Source organism: Bradyrhizobium sp. LTSP885 (assembly GCF_000938305.1).
GTDB lineage: Bacteria > Pseudomonadota > Alphaproteobacteria > Rhizobiales > Xanthobacteraceae > Bradyrhizobium.
In genome coordinates this window covers 67708-87791 of sequence record NZ_JYMT01000038.1, presented here as the reverse complement: position 1 = coordinate 87791, position 20084 = coordinate 67708, and the positions used below count along the sequence as shown (strand labels likewise).

The 20084-nt window shown below is 63.3% G+C and carries 13 protein-coding genes and 1 tRNA gene; 5 read left to right on the top strand and 9 right to left on the bottom strand.

Going from position 1 to position 20084, the window contains the following annotated elements; genetic code table 11:
- Positions 1-43: 43 nt before the first annotated feature.
- Positions 44-3154, bottom strand: a complete 3111-nt coding sequence (locus tag UP09_RS38620) for an autotransporter outer membrane beta-barrel domain-containing protein (RefSeq protein ID WP_245302174.1) — start codon at positions 3152-3154, stop codon at positions 44-46.
- Positions 3155-3429: 275 nt separating this feature from the next.
- Between UP09_RS38620 and UP09_RS24265 the strand changes: the two genes are divergently transcribed.
- Complete coding sequence (locus tag UP09_RS24265) at positions 3430-4371, top strand: helix-turn-helix domain-containing protein (RefSeq protein WP_156164753.1); 942 nt, start codon at positions 3430-3432, stop codon at positions 4369-4371.
- A 447-nt stretch (positions 4372-4818) separates the two neighbouring features.
- Here UP09_RS24265 and UP09_RS24260 read toward each other — a convergent pair.
- From UP09_RS24260 to UP09_RS24240, 5 genes are all read right to left on the bottom strand, one after another.
- Positions 4819-4908, bottom strand: a tRNA-Ser gene (locus tag UP09_RS24260).
- A gap of 922 nt (positions 4909-5830) precedes the next feature.
- Complete coding sequence (locus tag UP09_RS24255) at positions 5831-7282, bottom strand: trehalose-6-phosphate synthase (RefSeq protein ID WP_044540821.1); 1452 nt, start codon at positions 7280-7282, stop codon at positions 5831-5833.
- Between the two features lie 170 nt (positions 7283-7452).
- Positions 7453-8262: a trehalose-phosphatase gene (gene otsB, locus UP09_RS24250; protein WP_502689075.1), complete on the bottom strand. Its 810-nt coding sequence runs from the start codon at positions 8260-8262 to the stop codon at positions 7453-7455.
- A gap of 33 nt (positions 8263-8295) precedes the next feature.
- Positions 8296-9786: an MFS transporter gene (locus tag UP09_RS24245; RefSeq protein WP_082070259.1), complete on the bottom strand. Its 1491-nt coding sequence runs from the start codon at positions 9784-9786 to the stop codon at positions 8296-8298.
- A gap of 298 nt (positions 9787-10084) precedes the next feature.
- Positions 10085-12118, bottom strand: a complete 2034-nt coding sequence (locus UP09_RS24240; protein WP_044540818.1) for a methyl-accepting chemotaxis protein — start codon at positions 12116-12118, stop codon at positions 10085-10087.
- A 368-nt stretch (positions 12119-12486) separates the two neighbouring features.
- Between UP09_RS24240 and adh the strand changes: the two genes are divergently transcribed.
- The 4 genes from adh to UP09_RS24220 all read left to right on the top strand — a co-directional run bounded on the left by adh (position 12487) and on the right by UP09_RS24220 (position 17300).
- The gene (adh, locus tag UP09_RS24235) at positions 12487-14007 is read left to right on the top strand and encodes an aldehyde dehydrogenase (RefSeq protein ID WP_044540817.1); all 1521 of its coding nucleotides are present in this window, start codon (positions 12487-12489) and stop codon (positions 14005-14007) included.
- 117 nt (positions 14008-14124) lie between these two features.
- Positions 14125-14496 carry a DUF779 domain-containing protein gene (locus UP09_RS24230; RefSeq protein ID WP_044540816.1) on the top strand — a complete coding sequence of 124 codons (372 nt, stop codon included), beginning with the start codon at positions 14125-14127 and terminating at the stop codon, positions 14494-14496.
- 261 nt (positions 14497-14757) lie between these two features.
- The gene (locus tag UP09_RS24225) at positions 14758-15930 is read left to right on the top strand and encodes an FIST N-terminal domain-containing protein (protein WP_044540815.1); all 1173 of its coding nucleotides are present in this window, start codon (positions 14758-14760) and stop codon (positions 15928-15930) included.
- Positions 15927-17300 carry an ATP-binding response regulator gene (locus UP09_RS24220; protein ID WP_044540813.1) on the top strand — a complete coding sequence of 458 codons (1374 nt, stop codon included), beginning with the start codon at positions 15927-15929 and terminating at the stop codon, positions 17298-17300. The genes UP09_RS24225 and UP09_RS24220 overlap by 4 nt, the downstream gene beginning before the upstream one ends.
- Here UP09_RS24220 and UP09_RS24215 read toward each other — a convergent pair.
- The 3 genes from UP09_RS24215 to UP09_RS24205 all read right to left on the bottom strand — a co-directional run bounded on the left by UP09_RS24215 (position 17295) and on the right by UP09_RS24205 (position 20046).
- Entirely contained in the window at positions 17295-18041 is a 747-nt protein-coding gene (locus tag UP09_RS24215; RefSeq protein ID WP_044541179.1) for a LuxR C-terminal-related transcriptional regulator, read from the bottom strand. The two genes, UP09_RS24220 and UP09_RS24215, sit on opposite strands and share 6 nt — an antisense overlap.
- A 118-nt stretch (positions 18042-18159) precedes the next feature.
- Positions 18160-18840 (bottom strand): response regulator, encoded by a 681-nt coding sequence (locus UP09_RS24210; protein ID WP_044540812.1) that lies wholly within the window; start codon positions 18838-18840, stop codon positions 18160-18162.
- 36 nt (positions 18841-18876) lie between these two features.
- Positions 18877-20046 carry a c-type cytochrome gene (locus UP09_RS24205; protein ID WP_044541178.1) on the bottom strand — a complete coding sequence of 390 codons (1170 nt, stop codon included), beginning with the start codon at positions 20044-20046 and terminating at the stop codon, positions 18877-18879.
- Positions 20047-20084 lie beyond the last annotated feature (38 nt).

Sequence of the window (20084 nt, the reverse complement as noted above, 5' to 3'; positions counted from 1 at the left end):
GGCAAACGAAAACACAGCGAAATCAAATCCGGAAGTCGTCAGCTCACCAAGTATATCGCACGACGCCCTTGCCGGCGTAGGAGCGGGTGACGTTGGAAAACTCGCCCTCGAACGTTGCGGCCGCGGACCAGCCATTCATCCATTTCATTTCGGCTGAGACGGTCGTCAGCGCGGAGTCGGAAGCTTGGCCCGCGCCGCCAACGACAAAGCTTGCACCCGGCAACGCCTGGAAGGTCGCCGCGATGTTTCGGTCCGGATCGAAATCATGGGCCCAGGCGAAGCGGCCGCGTAGCGTCAGCACGCCATTGGTCACCGCGAAGGATTTATCGGTGCGGATGCCCAATTCGCTGCGCACATCGGTGACGCTCTTGGCTGCGTAGTTCAGCGCGAAGGCCGGCGTGCCGGTGACCACGCTCTCGGCGTAAGCCGGCAGATCGAAAGTGGTGAACTGCCCCGCCGCATAGGGCGTGATGCCGACGCCGCCGACCCATGGCGCGACATAGCGATATCCGCCTTCGACGCGCCCGGAATACGCATTGGCGTTGAACTCGGCCCGCAATTGATCGATCCCGGCAATCGTGACGGTACGGTTGGTGGTGATGTCCTGCCAGCCATAGGCGAGGGCGCCGGTGATGTAGGCTTGACCAACGGTGTGCCGGATGAACGCGCCGGCCTGGAACAGGTCGGAATGGCCACTGCCGCCATTGGCGACGCTGAAGCTGGTGCCGCCGCCGGCCAGTGCAAATCCGGCGATCGTAAACGGCGAGAAGTGATAGTCGGCGCCGACCGCCGTGCCGGCGAGGCTGCTGCTCGTGTTGTTGGATCCCAGCGTCGCATTGCCGTCGGTGGTCTGCGAGCCGCCAAAGCCCGATGCCCACACGCTCCAGCGCGGCTCATAGACCATTGCCAGCGGCGCCTTGGCGAACATCGCATAGGCGGTGCGCTCGGCCCCAAGCCGCTTCTGCGCAGCATAGGCGCTGGCGCCCTCCTCATCCGCATAGCCCGGCGCCGACGTCGCGCCGTTGATGCCACCTCCGTGGCCCGTGAACGGATCGGTCAAAAGCCCCATGAACTGGCCCATCGCATTGAACGTGGTCTGCTGCGAGCCGGTTGCGGTCTCGCCGGAGGCTTGCGTCAGGCCGTTGAGCAGGGCATTGCCTGATGCATTGAAGATCGCGTTGAACGCATTGGTAGGATTGTTTCCGGCAAGCAAGGCATTATCGATCGCGCCCGCGACCTTGACCTGATTGGCAGGCGCATTGGCAGGCAGGAGCGGCGACAACAGCCCGGGCAGGAGCGTGAGCAGCACAGTGTCGCCCACATAAGTCAGCACCGGATCGCGGGCAAAATTGTTGTCAAGACTGACCGAGTTGAAGGTCCCGCTCAGCGGGTTGGCCGAGGAAAAGATGGTGTAGGTGGTCTTCTGCGTCAGCCGGTTCAGCACGTCGACCTCGACATTGCCGTTCAATGTGGCGGTGCCGTTGACGGCGATCTGGCCCGCGTTCGACCCCGACACCTGCACCATATAAAGCGCGCCGGAGGTGAAGGCGAGGCTGCCGCTGACGGTCACAAGCTGCTGCTGGCCGACGATAAAGGTTCCAGCCCCAACGAGCGAGCCGACGCCGAGCCGGTCATCGCCGCTCGGCCCCGAGCTGCCCGAAAAATCGATCGTCCCGCCCGCGCCGTTGATCAGATGCGCAGCTCCGCCGTCGCTTCGACCAAAAAATGCAACAATGCCGCTGTTGTTCGTGATGGTGGCGCTGCCGGCCGTGCTGGTGCCGTTGAAAAGGATGGAGCCGTTGTCATTCGTGATCGCGGCGTTGCCGGCTGTGCTGGCATTGAGGAACTGGGTGAGGCCGCCGCTGTTGTTCGCGATGGTGGCGTTGCCGGCGGTACTGGTGGCGTAGAAATAGATGTTGCCGCCGCTGTTGTTCGTGATCGCGGCGCTGCCGGCGCTGCTGGTGGCGTTGAACTGAGTGCTGCCGTTGTTGTTGTTCGTGATCGCCGCGCTGCCGGCCGTGCTGGTGTTGTTGAACAGGGTGGAGCCGCTGTTATTCGTGATGACGGCGCTGCCGGCCGTGCTGGTGTCGTTGAACTGGGTGCTGCTGTAGTTGCTGTTCGTGATCGCCGCGCTGCCGGCCGTGCTGGTGTTGTTGAACAGGGTGGAGCCGCTGTTATTCGTGATGGTGGCGCTGCCCGCGGTGCTGGCGGCGTTGAACTGGGTGCTGCCGTTGTTGTTGTTCGTGATCGCGGCGCTGCCCGCGGTGCTGGTCTGGAAGAACTCGGTGACGCCGCCGCTGTTGTTCGTGATCGTGGCGCTGCCGGCGGTGCTGCTGTCGAAGAAGGAAGTATTGCCGCTGTTGGTGATGGTGGCGTTGCCGGCCGTGGCATGGGCGTAGAAGAAGGTCGAGCCGCCGCCATTATTCGTGATTTGGGCGGAACCGGCGGTCGCGGTGTCGGTCCCTGCCACTGCACCGAACTGGATGCCGCCGCCGCTATTGTTCGTGATTGCGGCGCTGCCGGCGCTGCTGGCGTCGAACACGTAGGTGCTGCCGTTATCGTTGTTGGTTAGGGTGGCGCTGCCGGCGGTGGTGTGGGCGAGGAAATATGTGCTACCGCCGCTGTTGTTCGTGATATTGGCGGTGCCGGCGCTGGCGGTGTCGGCCCCTCGGGATACACCGAAGCTGGTGGAGCCGGCGAAGTTGTTCGTGATGGTGCCGCCGCCGGCCGTGCTGGCGTTGAGGAAGTTGATGGTGTTGCTGTTCGTGATGGTGGCGCTGCCGCCGTTGATGACAATGCCGGCGCTGGTGAAGTCCAGGACCTGGCTGTTGCTGAAGCTGTAGGCGAACGCGCCCGGATTGAAGGTGAAGCCGCCGAGGGTGGTGTTGGCCGTGAACAACAGGCTGGTGATCGTCGACGGACCGAAAAAGGCAGTGCCGTTCGGCACGAAACCCGAAGTCCAGTTCGTCGCCGTGTTGAAATCGCCGGAGCCGGGCGTGGTGCTCCAGGTCGCGTCCGCCACCGGTGCGGCCGCCACCGGCGCAGCCCAGATCAGCACGACGCCAATCAGCAGCGCCCGCAGCGCGCGCCTCTCAGCCTTGCCCCGAACCAAATCGACCGCGCCTGCGCCCAAAACCGAGCTGAGCCCGGCCACAACCCCATCATTCCGCATACTTCACGCACCCCGTGGCCGGCCATGCGCGCATCCATTGGCGGAGGCGAGGCGACCGATGGCCAAGCTAGCAATGGCCGGGCCATACCGGTGAGGTCCGCGCAAAATGTTCCAAATTGTGGCAGGGAAATGTGAAGAGTGTGGCGCGAAATCCACATTCTTCCAAGGGAACGCTCGTCTGGCAGGAGTTCCGCGGACGGAACGGTAAAATATTGCCGAGTCCGGCTTGAAACAATTTGCGTTTATCCGTAGCTGCCGTGGCAGCAAAACCTCAACGCCGGTCCTGGTCGTTTATGTCCTCCCCTTCCCCGTCCGTCACCGGCTCCATTCATACCTCCGAAGAGATTCTCGCCCACCCGCGCTTTCCAGCGGCCCGCGGGGCTTTCGTCGACGCGGTTCTGGCCCTGCATGAGGGCGATCAATTCCGCAGCCGGTTGCTGGTCGAGGCGATGCGACAGGTGACTTTCAACCTGATCGTGTCCCTGCATCTGCGCCATGACTTGGCCGATCGTTCGACATGGGCGACCCCGCAGCGGCTCAAGGATGAAATCAAGCCGTTCGGGTTGGCGAGCCCGCGCCGGGTCGACGCGCTGGTGGCCCGGCTTGTTCAGCTTGGCTATGTCGACATCCGCCCCTCGGAGCACGACGGAAGGGTGCGCATTCTCATCCCGACCGCCAAGATGATGTCACTCGATCGCGACTGGCTGGTCTATCACTATACGCCTTTGCACGTGATGTTTCCGGACCCCGGCTACGGCGAGCCGATGACGCAGGATGCCGCGTTCCAGCGCGCCCAGCGGCTGGTCGCTCTGGATTTCTCCGGCAAGGGTGCTGAGATCATGGCGAACAATCCCGCCGTGATGCGGTTCATGGGGCGCGATTCCGGCGTGCTGGTCCTGATCAAGCTCATTCAAATCTCTGCCGCCGGCAGCGCCAAGGATGTCTCCTATTCGGATATCGGCGCGCGGTTCGGCGTATCGCGCACCCATGTGCGGGCGCTGCTCGAAGACGCGGCGGAACACGGCGATGTCGGCCTTTCGGGGCGCGGCGGACGCCTGGTCGAGCTCAAGCCTTCCCTTCGGCACGCATTCGACCGCTTCCTCGCGGACGCGATGTCGGGGCACGATATGCTCTACAAGCTCGCGCGCGAGCGGATGGCGAAGGCGCAACGGAGCGCTTTGTCAGAAAAATTGGACTGATTTTGCGTCGTCGGAAAGGCAGCCTTAACTGCTACTTGAGGGGTTGGTCAGTCTACCTTCATGTCCCGGCTACCATGAAGCGCAGCATTTGCCGGGCCGAATTTTGCGTTCGACGTCAAGCGGCTTGAGCTTGCCGGCCATGTGTTCTCCCTCGCGAAATGCATCCTCCGAACCCACGGCCAGAAGCTACGGTTAGCGCGGTGACTAAACTAAGGGTAACATCGCAGAACTGGCCGCAACCGCGTCTATCGCGCTACTTGTTGTTTTTGCTGTCGCCTCGAACAATGGGATACAGAGGAGAACAGTGTAGTGGCGGAAGAACCATCCCCCGAACCCACGTCGAAAAACTACAGCCTGCGCAAGAAATAGCGCAACATCGCGGAATTCTTCGGTGGCCTTGCGGTAGATTCGAACAATCGGATACTGGGGAGGGCTGTGGCTGAGAAATGGCGGAGAGAGTGGGATTCGAACCCACGGTACGGTTTCCCGCACACACGCTTTCCAAGCGTGCGCCTTAAGCCACTCGGCCATCTCTCCGGGAGGCCTCTCTTGAAGGGCTGAGGCAGATTTTGCAAGGGAGCGCGGGCCTCGGGCGCGAAATTTCCCCATTTGACTGAAAATATTGGATAATTCTGGCCTGCGGTGGGACCGGCGGGACGGCCTGAACCGGGTCAGCGGGTGGCTTTGGCGCAGGCAGGCGCAAATCACTCCCGGGCACGGCAGGGCGCCGGAGCCCCGCCCACGGCGTGCGCGCAAAATCTAAATTCACGTGCCGGATCAATGCGATTTAGGCTGTCCAGTCTCTACGCGAAGCATATTTCGCTTTATCAGAAGTATAACTCAGCGTATGGTCTGCCCGTCTCACCCGATCGAGGGGCGTGCGCACGTCACGAACGCACGGTGGGATGCGGTGGACGCCGAGCGTGCGACTGACGAGAGCGCGTGAGGCGGACGGTGAAATCGAGTGGACCTGACGCCCCAGTGGCAGGTGTCTCGTCGCAGGACGCGAAAACGTCCTGCGAGGACGGTGACAACAAAGCCTAGTCTCGCCGGGGAGAGCACGTATAAGCCGTAACCCATCGCGCAGGGAAAGCCGGAATGCCTCCGCTGAACCTGTATGCTCGTGTGCGCTTCTCTTTTTACCATTGCACACGAGACCGCGGGTGCAGCGCGCCCCGGCTTTCCCTGCGCCGTCTACTTCCAGAGATGGCAAACGAAATGCAAAGCTCGGGCAGATCAGGCCGCGAGAATCTAGACGTGCATCCTCTCGCTGTTTGACACATGAATCAGACCAGCACGTCATCCTGAGGTGCGAGCGGAGCAAGCCTCGAAGGATGTGCGGCCCGGCAGGTGGCCGTCGATCCTTCGAGGGCCGCTCAAGAAGCGGCCACCTCAAGATGACGGAGCTCACTGCGAGTCGGCAACTAGGTGAGCTAGTGAAGTATTGGCGTTGGCGCCCTCAATGATGCCGCGACGCGATGTCGGTCACGCGGCGTGGCCACAGGGTTCGCGGCTGGGCTACGATCGCGCTGCCGGTGCCCTGTGTATCCTGCAAGGCCTCGGTGAAATCGGCGAACCACTGCTGGATGGTACCGGCATTGAGCTTCGCCATCATCGCTTCCCAGCGCATCCGCCGCTCGGTCACCGGCATCGCAAGCGCAGCCGCGATGGTGCGCGCCATGCCGTCGATGTCATGCGGGTTGACCAGTAGCGCCGCGTCGAGCTCGTTGGCGGCGCCGGCGAATTTCGACAGCACCAGCACGCCGGGATCGGCCGGGTTCTGGGCGGCGACATATTCCTTGGCGACCAGATTCATGCCGTCCTGCAACGGCGTCACCACGCCGACCTGCGCGGTCCGGTAGAGGCCCGCGAGCACCGCCTGGCTATAACCCTTGTTGAGATAGCGGATCGGCGTCCAATCCACCTCGCCATGCGCGCCGTTGATGTCGGTGACGAGCTTCGCGATCTCGTTCTGCAGATTGCCATAGGCCTCGATCGCGCCGCGCGAGGGCGTTGCGATCTGCAGCAGCGACACCGAGCGCTTCAGGTTCGGATACAGCGTCCACATCCGGTCGAACGCCTTGATGCGATTGCCGATGCCCTTGGAGTAGTCGAGCCGGTCGACGCCGATCGCGAGCTTCTCGCCATTGAGGCTGCGCCGCAGCCGCGACACGTCGGGATGCGTCATCGCCTTGGTCGCCAGCTGGGCAAATTTTTGCGGATCGATGCCGATCGGAAACACCGCGGCGCGGGTGCGGCCGAACGACGATGTGATGACGCCGTCGCGAACCACAAGATCGAGATCGTCCTGCACATAGCTCAGGAAGTTCTCGCAATCCTCATCGGTCTGGAAGCCGATCAAATCATAGGCGAGCATCGCCTCGATCAGCTCTCGATGATGCGGCACGCCCGAGATCACCGCGCGCGTCGGCCACGGCGTGTGCAGGAAGAGGCCAATCGGCTGCGTGACGTCGAGATCGCGCAGTTCGGCGCCGAGTGCGAGGAAATGGTAGTCCTGGATCCAGAAGATGGAATCGGGCTTGCGGAATCGCAGCAGCGCGCGCGCCATGAAGGCGTTCACCTCGCGATAGCTGCCATAGTCGTCTTGCGACGTGCGAATCAGGTCGGGCCGCGAATGCAGCGCGGGCCACAGCGCCGAATTGGCAAAGCCTTCGTAATAGCCGCCGTAATGCGCCGCCGGCAGGTCGAGCATCGCCAGTGCACCGGCACCGAGGGCTTCGACCTCTGCAAAAGGCTCCTTCTGGCTCCCGTCACGGACACGGCCGCTGGAACCAACCCATATCGCCCCTGTCTTCTCAACAACCGGCAGCAATGCCGCAGCCAGCCCCCCCGTCATGGGTTCATTGGGTTTTCCGCGCGACACGCGGTTCGATACGACGACGAGGTTCACCCGATCCCCTCCTGTTGATCAACTCGCGTATTAACAGCCGTTCATCGAGATGGTTCCTGATCGAGGAGGGAACTCGCGGGAACTCGCAAAAAGAAAATCCCGCGCGAGGCATGCGCCAGGACGCAAAACAACCGCATTCGAACGATTCGGAAGAGATGCACCTGACTCGGTTAGGACAACGCTACGGGCCTTTCGTCATCGAGCAGATGCGCGAGGAACGCGCGCACATCGCTCGGTGCATCGAAATGTCCGGTAACGCCAGTCGCGCGACGTCCGACGGAGAAAGAAAGACCGTTGAGGTCGGGCATGATCGCGAACACGGTCTCGTCGGTGACGTCGTCGCCGATGAAGAACGGACGCCGTCCCTTGAACGGCTCATGCGTCATCAGTTCGAGCACGCCGGTTGCCTTGGTGAAGCCGGAATTCTTGATCTCGCAGACGCTCTTGCCCGGCAGCACCTCGATCGGCGCATTCGGCAGATCGGCGCGGATCAGCGACACCGCTTCATAGATCGCCTTCTCGGCATGCGGTGCGAGCCGATAATGCAGCGCCAGCGAGTAGCCCTTGTCCTCGAGCAGGATGCCGGGACTGAGCTTTGCGATCGCAGCGAGGCGGCGCTTCAATTCCCGGTCCAGCGGCGGAGCGTGCGCGGCGACCGATTCGCCGTCGGGCTGAAGCCGCATCTCGGCGCCGTGACCGCCGATCGCGGGAAACTGATCCGGCGCGAAGATCAGGTCGATGTCATTCAGAGAACGCCCGCTGACCAGCGCCAGCGCGCCGTTGGTGCGCTCGTGCAACCGCTTCAGCGTCTTCGACAGTTCCGGCGGCACCCAGACCTCGCGCGGCGTCGGCGCGAAATCGAGCAACGTGCCGTCGATATCGAGCAGCACCGCAGTTCGGCTGAGATGCGGGATCAGCGCTGCCGGCACCGGCACACTATCCGGCGTCACGTCGTCGTCAGGGGCGATGTCTTCGTCCATGTGCATTCCAGCCAAATCATGCTTCATGTCATTCTACTCCACAAATGCCAGCGGTCGCGCGACAGTTTCGAGCGATTTCCGCTCCGCCGCGACGGCGTAGCGCCACGCCACGATCGCCGCTGCGATCATGAGAACCGACCCCAACAGGTAGCCGGCGAAAACAGAGTTGCGCGATCCGGTGTCGATCAGCACGCCGAACAGCGCTGGCCCCGCCACGCCGCCGATGCCGGTGCCGACAGCATAGAAGATGGCGATCGCAAGCGCACGGACCTCCAGCGGAAACGTCTCGCTGACGGTGAGATAGGCCGCGCTCGCGGCCGGCGAGGCAAAGAAGAAGATCACCATCCAGGCAATGGTCTGGCCTTGCGCACTGAGCGCGCCGATCGAGAACAGGTAGCCGGACAGCGCGAGCAGCACGCCAGAGACTCCATAAGTCAGCGCGATCATGGTGCGGCGGCCGAGCGTATCGAACAGGCGGCCAAGCAGCAGCGGCCCGAGGAAGTTGCCGGCGGCAAAGGGCAGGATGTACCAGCCGACATCGTTGGCGGGGATACCGAAGAAATCGGTCAGCACCAGCGCGAAGGTGAAGAAGATCGCGTTGTAGAAGAATGCCTGCGCGGCCATCAGCGTCAGCCCGACCAGCGAACGCTGCCGATAGGTCGAGAACAGCGTCGTTGCGACCTCGCTCAGCGGCGTGTGATCGCGCATCCGAATCTTGATTGTCTCGAAACCGTCGCTCGGTTGTTCATGACCGAGGACAGACGTCTCGATCTCGGCGACGATCCTGTTGGCCTGGTCGGGATAGCCGTGGATCATCAGCCAGCGCGGGCTCTCCGGAATCCACATCCGCATGAACAGCACGATAAGGCCGAGCGCCGCACCCGTGAAATAAGCGATCCGCCAGCCGTGATCCGGCGCCAGCACCGCGGGATCGAGCAGGACGATGGCGCTCACCGCGCCAATCGCGGCACCGATCCAGAAGCTGCCGTTGATGACGAGATCGGTCCAGCCGCGATAGCGTGCCGGCACCAGTTCCTGGATGGTCGAATTGATCGCGGTGTACTCGCCGCCGATGCCGGCACCGGTTAGGAAACGAAACAGCGCGTAGCTTGCGACACTCCACGACAGCGCGGTCGCAGCGGTGGCTGTGAGGTACAGCGCCAGCGTGATGAAGAACAGCTTCTTGCGCCCGATCCGGTCGGTGAGCCAGCCGAAGCCGAGTGCGCCGAACACCGCGCCGGCGAGGTAGGCGCTGCTGGCAAGGCCGACATCGGCATTGGTGAACTTCATCGCCGGGCTGTCCTTCAGCGCACCCGACAATGCGCCGGCGAGCGTCACTTCAAGCCCGTCGAGGATCCAGGTGATGCCGAGCGCCAGCACGACGCGGGTGTGAAAACCGCTCCAGCGCAGATTGTCGAGCCGGAGCGGGATCGAGGTCTCGATGATGCGGCCGTCATCCTGCGCGGCCGGCAATCCCACCTCGTCCGTCGTCAAAGAGCTCGGCTGTGTCCGCTGCAGTGTCATCAGAAAGGGCCAATGGGAAAAGCCCCGGAACGGAGCGTTCCAAGGTTCTCACTCCCAACATTGCGGCAAACGGGATGCCCGCCACGGCAAGTTAACGCCGGCGCTGCGCTGGGGTTCCCGCGATGCGGGATGGGCGTGGGAACACGGCGATCGATTCCGTCGTCCCGGCGGAGCCGGGACCCGTACGCCGCGGCCGTGGCAAGAGGCACGCGGGTTATTGCGTCTGTCAAAAAAGCAGTGGTGGTTATGGGTCCCGCCCTTCGCCGGGACGACAGCAGTGAGTTTGGGAGCAGTGAGCTTACGCCGCGCGGATGTTCGCCATGAAGCGGTCGAGCTCTTCGCGAAGCCGCGTGCTCTCGACCGACAGCGAACGGGCCGAATTCAGCACCTCTTCCGATGCCGCGCCGGTCTCGGTCGCGCCGCGGTTAACCTCGGTGACGCTGGTGGCGGTTTCCTGCGTGCCCTGTGCGACGTTCTGCACGCTGCGGGCGATCTCCTGCGTCGCCGAGCTCTGCTGCTCGACCGAACTCGCAATCGTCGTCGCAATGCTGGAAATCTGCCCGATGGTGCCGCCGATCGCCTTGATCGCAGCGACCGATTCCTGCGTCGCAGATTGCATGCCCGAGATATGGTTGGATATCTCGTCAGTGGCCTTCGCGGTCTGGCTCGCCAGCGACTTCACCTCGGCGGCGACCACTGCGAAGCCGCGACCGGCGTCGCCGGCGCGCGCCGCCTCGATGGTGGCGTTCAGCGCCAGGAGATTGGTCTGCTCGGCAATCGCCGTGATCAGCTTGACCACGTCGCCGATCTCCTGTGCGGCGCGCGACAGCTTGCCGATCCGCGCATCGGTCTGCTCGGCCTGGCGCACGGCAGAATCGGCGATCTGGCTCGATTCCTTGGCGCGGCGACCGATCTCGTCGACGGAGGCGGACAGCTCTTCGGTGGCGGAGGCGACCGACTGCATGTTGCTGGAGGCTTCCTCGGAAGCGCCAGCGACCTGGCTGGAGAGATTCTGCGTGGTCTCGGCGGTCCGGGTCAGCGTGCCCGCGGCCGATTCGAGTTGCACGGCGGAGGCCGAGACGTTGGAGACGATCGCGCCGACGGCGGATTCGAACTCGTCGGCGAAACGGATCAACTCACCGCGCCGCGCCGTGGCGCTGGCCTTGTTCTGTACCTCCTGGGTCGCCGCATCGCGCTCGGCCTTGGCAACCGCCTGGACCTTGAACTCTTCCACCGCAGCCGCCATCTCGCCGAGTTCGTCGCGACGGCCGAGACCGGGCAGCACGACATCGAAATTGCCCGCCGCGAGCTCGCGCATCGCGGCGCACATCGCCGCGATCGGCCGGGCGATGCCCTTGCCGAGCAGGAACGCCCAAACAAGTCCCAGCACGAGGCCGCCGATGGCCAGCATCAGGATCAGCCGCTCGGTCTCGCCGATCGTGGCATGCGATTCGTTCTCGAGCCGCTTCTGGTCGGCGAGCAGGCCGGCCTTCATCGCAGCCGAGCCCTCGCTGATGGCAGCCACAGACGCCGTCATCTCGACGGTCAGGCGGTCGATCGACTTCGAATTCTCGATCAGCTTGGCGAGCGCCTCCCGGTACTCTTCCAGCAGCGCCGTGATATCCTTCACCCCCTGGGTGACGCGCTCGTCCTTCGAGGTGATCGCCTTCACCAGATTATCCGCAAATTTCAGCCGGGCGAGCGCGCTGGCGGCGACGGTCTTGTCGCCGTTGACGATGAAAGTGCTGACGGCCGAGGTGATCGACTGGATCTGGTCGGTGACCTTCTTGGCGCCGAACTGGATCGTTTGCAGCTCGGAATCATCGGCATTGCTCGGGAGATCGTCGAGCTTGTAGCGCATCGCGGTCGCACTGCGGGTCAGCTTGTTTTGCGCGACCAGCGCGCTCTCGTCCTTGGCCCTGACGATGTCGGCGAATATCTTGGTGAAGGTGCGGAACTCGCGCTCCAGCTTGGTGACCTGCTCGAGCCGCGCCGGGCTGGTGGTGCCCTTCGTCGAGGCCAGGATGGCGTCCTTGAGGCTGGCCTCGGCCGCGAGCGCTGCCTTGGCATCGTCCTCCTTGCCGGTCATCACATAATAGCGCGCCAACGCACCGTAAGAGATCAGCTCGCGGTCGATGTTGCGGGCAAGGTCAGCCTCAGCGACACTCTGGCGATAGGACTCGACCCCGCCGGAGACCCGCTCGAAACCCCAGTAAGCGAAGCCCATGCTCGCCGCCGAAATGGCCAGCGTCACGGCGAAGCCCAGCATGATCTTGGCGCGGAACCGAAGGGTTGGGAGTTTGATCGAACGCGATCGCTTAATCTCCGGCATGCAACCCCTCGTCTTCATTCTGAAAACCACGCGGTATCCGGCAGCGACGCCGCCCCGGACCCGGAACGGGACACTAAGGTAGAATCGATAAAGCTACGTAAATACACGGAACAACGGGGATATCAGTCACCGGTGGCATCTCCGCGCGTCAACAGAAGGCGTCCTGACGGCGGACGCGGGGGAACCGGACCGCTGCCGACCTCAATTCCGTGCCCTCGGAAAACGGCTCAGGCCACGCCGACGCCGACCGACGATCCGCCTACTACCTTGGTCCCCGTTGTATTCGGGAGTATATATCGCAGTGTCCGGCACCGCCCGGACCAACGCCCGAACGTACAGATTCAGGCACCGGCATAACGGAGGAAGCGATGTATCAGGAAGCACTTGCGAAAGTGACAGGCACCAAGCTGATCCGCGACAAGTTCGACAACTTCATCGGCGGCAAATGGGTTGCCCCGGTCAAGGGTCAATATTTCGAGAATCCAAGCCCGGTGACGGGCAAGCGGCTGTGCCACGTGGCACGGTCGACAGCGGAAGACATCGAGCTCGCGCTCGACGCCGCGCACAAGGCCAAGGACGCCTGGGGCAAGACCTCGGTCGCCGAACGGTCGAAGGTTCTCAACAAGATCGCCGATGTGCTCGAGACCAATCTCGACCTGCTGGCGATGGTCGAGACTCTCGACAACGGCAAGCCGATCCGCGAGACGACCCACGCCGACATGCCGCTTGCGGTCGATCATTTCCGCTATTTCGCCGGCGTCATCCGCGCGCAGGAAGGCTCGCTGTCGGAAATCGACCACGACACTGTCGCCTATCATTTCCACGAGCCGCTCGGCGTGGTCGGCCAGATCATTCCCTGGAACTTCCCGCTGTTGATGGCGGTCTGGAAGCTGGCGCCTGCGCTCGCCGCCGGCAATTGCGTCGTCATCAAGCCCGCCGAGCAGACCCCGGTCAGCATCCTCGTGCTGATGGAGTTGCTGGCGGACGTCCTCCCGCCCGGCACTGTCAACGTCGTCAACGGCTTCGGCGTCGAGGCCGGCAAGCCGCTCGCGTCGAGCAAGCGCATCGCCAAGATCGCGTTCACCGGCGAGACCACGACGGGTCGGCTGATCATGCAGTACGCCTCCGAGAACATCATCCCGGTGACGCTCGAACTCGGCGGCAAGTCGCCCAACATCTTCTTCGCCGACGTGATGGACGAGGACGACGCCTACTTCGACAAGTGCATGGAAGGTTTCGCGATGTTCGCGCTCAACCAGGGCGAGGTCTGCACCTGCCCGAGCCGCGCGCTGGTCGACGCCAAGATCTATGACCGCTTCATGGAGCGTGCGCTGAAGCGCGTCGAGAAGATCAAGCAGGGCCATCCGCTCGATCCCTCGACCATGCTCGGTGCTCAGGCTTCCAACGACCAGGTCGAGAAGATCCTGTCCTACTTCGACATCGGCAAGAAGGAAGGCGCCAAGGTCCTCGCCGGCGGCAAGCGGGCCAACCTCGGTGGCGAGCTCGCCGAGGGCTATTACATCGAGCCGACAGTGTTCGAAGGCCACAACAAGATGCGAATCTTCCAGGAGGAGATCTTCGGCCCGGTGGTGTCGGTGACCAAGTTCAACGGTGAAGAGGAAGCGCTGGCGCTCGCCAACGACTCGCTCTACGGGCTCGGCGCCGGCCTATGGACCCGCAACGGCACCCGTGCCTACCGCTTTGGCCGCGCCATCCAGGCCGGCCGGGTCTGGACCAATTGCTACCATCTCTATCCCGCGCATGCGGCATTCGGTGGTTACAAGCAGTCCGGCATCGGCCGCGAGAACCATCTGAAGATGCTGTCGCACTACCAGCAGACCAAGAACATGCTGGTCAGCTATTCGCCGAACGCCCTCGGATTCTTCTAAGGGCATAGACTTTGTGGCCCGCCCCTCCGGGCGTGCCCGCCCACGCCATCGGCCGTTGTGGGATTCAGCCTCCCGCAACGGCTTCGCCACGTGATCAACAGGAACGGGAGCAGGACCATGGTTGCCCGGGTCGAAGTCACTCCGAAGGCCGAAGAGATGATCGCGCGGCTGAAGGCGCTGCACGGTCCGCTGATGTTCCATCAATCCGGCGGCTGCTGCGACGGCAGCGCGCCGATGTGCTACCCGGCCAACGAATTCCGGACCGGCGCCCAGGACGTTCACCTCGGCCAGATCGCCGGCTGCGACTTCTATATTGGCGCCGCCCAGTTCGAATACTGGCGCCATACCCAGCTCCTGATCGACGTCGTGCCGGGCCGGGGAGCCGGTTTCTCACTGGAAGCCCCGGAAGGCGTGCGATTCCTGACCCGCAGCCGAGTATTCAGTGACGACGAGGTCGCGGAACTCGACGCGGCCGAACGTGCGGCCTGATTTGCCCGCATTCGCGATTGACGGGAAAGCCGGCGCCGATAACTTAGATCTGTTACAAGAAGTCCCCAGCCGCTGCCCGCGGCCGGACAACACATCGGGAGGCGTCCCATGTCATTGCGTCGGATGGCGCTATCGGCGCTCGCGTCGAACACACCTGCCGGCAAATTGGCCGGCCAATGATGTCTCCCTGCACGACACTGTTATCAAGAGGCCAAAAGATGCCTCGAGAAGAACAATAGATCTGGTTCAGGGAGAGCGCGATTGGCGGAGCAGCACGGCAGCGCCGGCGACAGCATCGTCGTGGCGAAGGCAAAGACCGACGGGCCGCGAGACGCTGCCGGCGAAATCGCGCGCCAATTGGCGCACGCCAAGCTCGCCATGGCCGTGGTGTTCGTCTCGCCGTTCTACGATCCCGAAATTTTCATCACCGAGCTGTCCCGCCGCATGCCCGATATCCCGATCTTCGGCTGCACCACGGCCGGCGAACTCTCGCCGGGCGGCTGGGACGAGGACAGCGTGGTCGCGATGGGGTTCAATGCGGCCGACTTCGTGATCGCGGCCCGCCCGCTGCTCGACCTCGCGACATTCCGGGTCGACCGCGGTCGCTCGATCTGCACCGAACTGCAGCAGGAATTCGCGCAACGCACCGAGCATTGCGAACCTGGCCAGGAGTCCTTCGGTTTGCTGCTCATCGATGGGATGTGCCAGCGTGAAGAAACCATCATGTCGGCGATCTACGCGTCGCTGGAGGATATCCCGATCGTCGGCGGCTCGGCCGGCGACGGCATGCGGTTCGAAAAATCGTGGGTCTTCCATGGCGGCAAGGCGCTCACCGACGCCGCCGTCCTGATCCTGATCAAGACCCGGCTGCCGTTCCGCCTGTTCAAATGCGATCATTTCGAGCCGACCTCGACCAAGATGGTGGTGACCGAGGCCGATGTCGAGCATCGGATCGTCAAGGAGATCAACGCCGAGCCCGCGGCGCTGGAATATTCGCGCGCGGTCGGCATCAGCGACAGCAAGCTCGACGCGTTCTCGTTTGCCGCGCATCCCGTGCTGGTGCGGGTCGGCGGTGCCTATTATGCGCGGTCGATCCAGCGCATGGATCCGGACGGCTCGCTCCGCTTCTTCTGTGCGGTCGACGAAGGCATGGTGCTGACGGTGGCGCGCGAGCGCGATCCGGTCGATGCCACCAGCGACCTGCTCAAGGAGATCACCGACGACCTCGGCGAGGTCTCGATCTTCATCGGCTTCGAATGCGTGTTGCGCCGGCTCGACGTCGAACAGCACCAATTGTCGCGGGAAATGTCGGAACTCTATCGCCGCAACAATGTGATTGGCTTTCAGACCTATGGCGAGCAGTATCGTTCGATGCACGTCAATCAGACGCTGACCGGCGTCGCCATCGGCAAGCGAGCCGTCGTTCCACAATGACGGATACACGGACCAGCCGTATCGCTGCGCTCGAGCGCGAGGCCGAGAAGCTGCGCAAGATCAACGCGGCGCTGATGTCGCGCGTCGAGCGTTCGACCGACCAGCAGCTCAACGCATTCTCGCTGTTCGAGACGGCGATCGCGCTCGACCAGCAGGTTCGCGACCGCACCCAGCAACTCAAGCAGGTGCTGCAATCGCTGGAAAAGACCAACGGGCGCCTGCTGCAGGCCAAGCAACAGGCCGAGGCGGCAAGCTCGCTGAAATCGTCGGTACTGGTCTCGGTGACGCACGATCTGCTGCAGCCGCTGAATGCGGCCCGGCTGACGCTGTCGGCGCTGACGGAGATGGCGTCCGAGCCCAAGGGTGTCGCCCTGACCGAACAGATCGACCGCTCGCTGGCAACCCTCGAGGACATGCTGCGGACGCTGCTCGATATCTCCAAGCTCGATGCGGGCGTACTCAGGCCCGATTTCGGCCCGGTCGCAATCGCTTCGCTGTTTGAGCCGATGGAGCAGGAATTCAGCCCGACCGCGGCGAAGCGCAATCTCACGCTTCGCATCATGCCGTCGTCCGGCGTGGTCCGGTCCGATACGCTGATGCTGCGCCGAATCCTGCAGAACCTGCTCGCCAACGCGCTACGCTACACGCAGCGCGGCAGCGTGCTGATGGGATGCCGCATCAGCGGCGACAATATCTGCATCGAGGTGCACGACACCGGTCCTGGAATTCCGGAGGCCCAGCGCGAGGCCATCTTCGTCGAGTTCCAGCGCGGCGAGAGCAGCGCCGGCGACAAGGTCGGTATCGGGCTTGGCCTTTCGATCGTGCGCCGGTTTGCCGGCGTTCTCGGCCACGACATCCGGCTGACCTCGCGTCCGGGCAAGGGCTCGGTCTTCTCCGTCACCGTTCCCCGCAGTGCCGACCCCGTCGCGATGCAGGTTCGCGAGCAGGCCAGCGTCGACTATCGCTATGGCGGGATGGAGGGTGCCAAGATCCTCCTGATCGAGAATGACCTCTCGAGCGCCGAGGGACTTGCCAGCCTGCTGGAAAAATGGGGCTGCGACGTCGCCGTGACGATCTCGAAGGCTGAAGCGCTCGAACGCATCCGCGCGCTGGACGGCATTCCGGACGCCATCATCGCCGACCTTCACCTCGACAATGGCGAGACCGGGATCGAGGCCGTCGACCTGATTTGCAACGAGATCAAGACCGATGTTCCGGCGATCATCGTCACCGCCGACTACTCGGCCAAGGCCGCCTCCGACGTTTCGGCGTTCGGCCACGAGTTGCTGAAGAAGCCGATCAAGCCCGCCGAGATGCGCTCGCTGCTGTCGTTCCTGCTGGCCGCGGAGCAGCCGGCCGCACGGCTATGAATGGCCGCCGCGCGATGGCGGAGCCGCCATTGTCGGCGCATGATCGTGCTTGCCGAAGTCCAGCTTCGACAGCGTGATGATGGCTTCGGTGCGGCTTCGCACGTCGAGCTTGCGCAGGATTTCCGAGACGTGCACCTTCACGGTCGTGACCGAGATATCGAGCTGATAGGCGATATGCTTGTTCTGCAGGCCGTGACAGATCATGTCGAGCACCCGCAATTGCTGCGAGGTGAGCTGGCCGAGACGTTGGATCAGTTCCCGGATCTCGGCCTGGCCTTTCCGGGCGGCGGCAGTGTCGCGAAAGCGCGTGGGCAGGCAAACGTCGCCTTCGAGGATCCCGCGCAACAGCCGCGCCAGCTCGGCCTTCGGCGTGGATTTCGGGATATAGCCGGAAATCCCGAGCGAGATCGCGCCGCCGATGATCCGGGAATCGTCATGCGCAGATACAATCACGAGAGCGCTGCGCGGTGCGGCAGCGCGCACCCGATATGCACCCAACAACCCCGTCGTTCCCGGCATCGACAGATCGAGCAGGATCAGATCGAGGCCGTCGCGTGCGGCAATGACCTCCAGCGCATCGTCGATTGACGTCGCCTGCAACACCTCGGCATCGGGAAATTCGGCGCCGATCACGCCGATCAGGGCTGCACGGAATAATGGGTGATCCTCGACGATCAGCAGCCGAGGCGCACTCGCCTTGCTCACCGGCGGCTTGTCCGCCAAGGGCGCTGTCGTGGTCACCGCTGCGCGGTCCTCTCCCAAATCATTTGAGGCAGCCATCGTGGTTACGACGTTATCTCAAAGCCGAGGTGCAGCCTATAGGTGGACATTCGATGCCGCCGCCTTGCAATGCAACAAACTAGGACGTCTTCTCCGACTTCACGCCGGGATAGGCGTCCGGCACCGAAAGCGGAATCTTGCCGAGCTCAATGATCGCCTTGTTGCGGCTGAACAGCTTCAGCTTGCGCAGGATCTCCGTCACGTGCGCCTTGACGGTGGACTCGGCGAGTTTCAGTTCCGTCGCGATCTCGCGGTTCTGCAGCCCACGCGTGATCAGGTGAAGGACACGTACTTGTTGCGGCGTGAGTTTCTGGATCCGCTCGCGCAGCGTCCGCACAGTCTCGGATTGTTCCAATGCGCCGGCGGCGACAAAATCCCGCGGCGCCGAGACCGAGCCGCTCAGCACGCGTGCAATCGCCTGCGAGAGCTCGCCGATCGAGGTCGATTTCGGCAAATAGCCGACCGCGCCCATTTCCAGCGCCTCGCGGATCGTGTGCTTGTCCTCTTCACTCGAGACAATCGCGATCGGCAGCCTTGGATAGCGATCCCTGATCTTCTGGAACCCCGAGAAGCCGACGACATCGGGTAGCAGCAGATCGAGCAGCGCCAGGTCGATATTCGGCTCGGCAGCCAGGATGCCGAGTGCTCCCTTGATCGAGGTGGCCTCGTGGATGCGGGCATCGGGATGCGAGATTCGGATGGCGTTGCCAAGCGCCTCGCCGAACAAGGGGTGATCGTCGATGATCAGGAACCCCATCATGAGGACTCTCGCATGGATGTTGCACCCGCCCCGCCTCTAATTTGCGGTGTCCTGCACAGTCTGCAGATAGTCATATACGTTTTTGAGCTCATCGTCTCTGAAAACGTCCTTCCACGCCGGCATGCCCTTGGATGGCCGTCCGTCATGGACAGTTTTCCAGAAGGTCGATTCCATGTCGTCGGCATAGCGCTTTTTCAGGAGCCTGAGGTCGATCTTCCGCTCCGCCTGCACCGCATCCGGACCATGGCAATGCGCGCAGGTGCCGTTGAACGTTTCCTGCCCGACCTTGATGTCTCCGGTCACGGCCGCGGTCTGAACCGGCTTGTCGGTCGCGGCAGCCTGCCCCACTGTGACTGGCCCGCGCGCCTCGGCGAACGGCTTGGCGCGATCAACCTGACCGAACTTCACCGACGCACCGTTCGGCACGCCATATTTGGCAAACAGCGCGGCGATCTCCGGTTGCAGTGACGGCAGCACGGAGTCGACCTCATCGCGCAGCGTGCTTGATCCCTTGGCGAAGCCAATCGCGGTCTCCCAGAGCAGGCCGTCGCCCTCGGTCGACACGACCTGATATTTGTCGGCATAGACGCTCCTGTTGAGCCAGCCCGCCACCGGCGCCCAGATGAAGGCGGCGTCAACCTTGCCTTGCTCCAGTGCCGCCATGCCCTCGTCCGGGCTGAGCACGGTGAATTTCTGGATCTCGTCGCGCATCGCGAGCAGGTTCTGTGGCGTCGACTGATACTGCACCGCGACCCGCAATCCCTTGAGGTCGTCGATGCCGGCGAGCTTGCGATCCCTGGCACCGACCAGCGCGTAGCCTTCATGGGCGATCGGCTTCGAGAAGATCACGGTCGGGCCCATGAAATCGTCGACCAGAGGCAGGCCGACCATGGCATCGCATTGCCTGCTGAGCAGCGTTTCCCGGACGGTTCGCTTGCCGAAATAGGATTTGTACCAGTTATAGCTCACGGTGCGACCGAGCCTCTGCGCGACGGCCTGGCCGATCTCCAGATAAAGGCCGGGCTTGGCGGGATCGTCGCTCGCGAACGGCAGATTGGTCGGATCGGCGCAGAGCCGCAGCGGTTTGGCCTCTTCGGCGCCGGCCGACAGGGCCGGCACCGTCAGGAACGTGGAGAGCAGCGCAATCCGGATTGCCCTTCCCAACCGCGCATGACGCGAACAGCCGCGCAGTCTATTCCGGGTCATGCAAAGCACGGACATTGCTACCTCCATCGTCACGATCA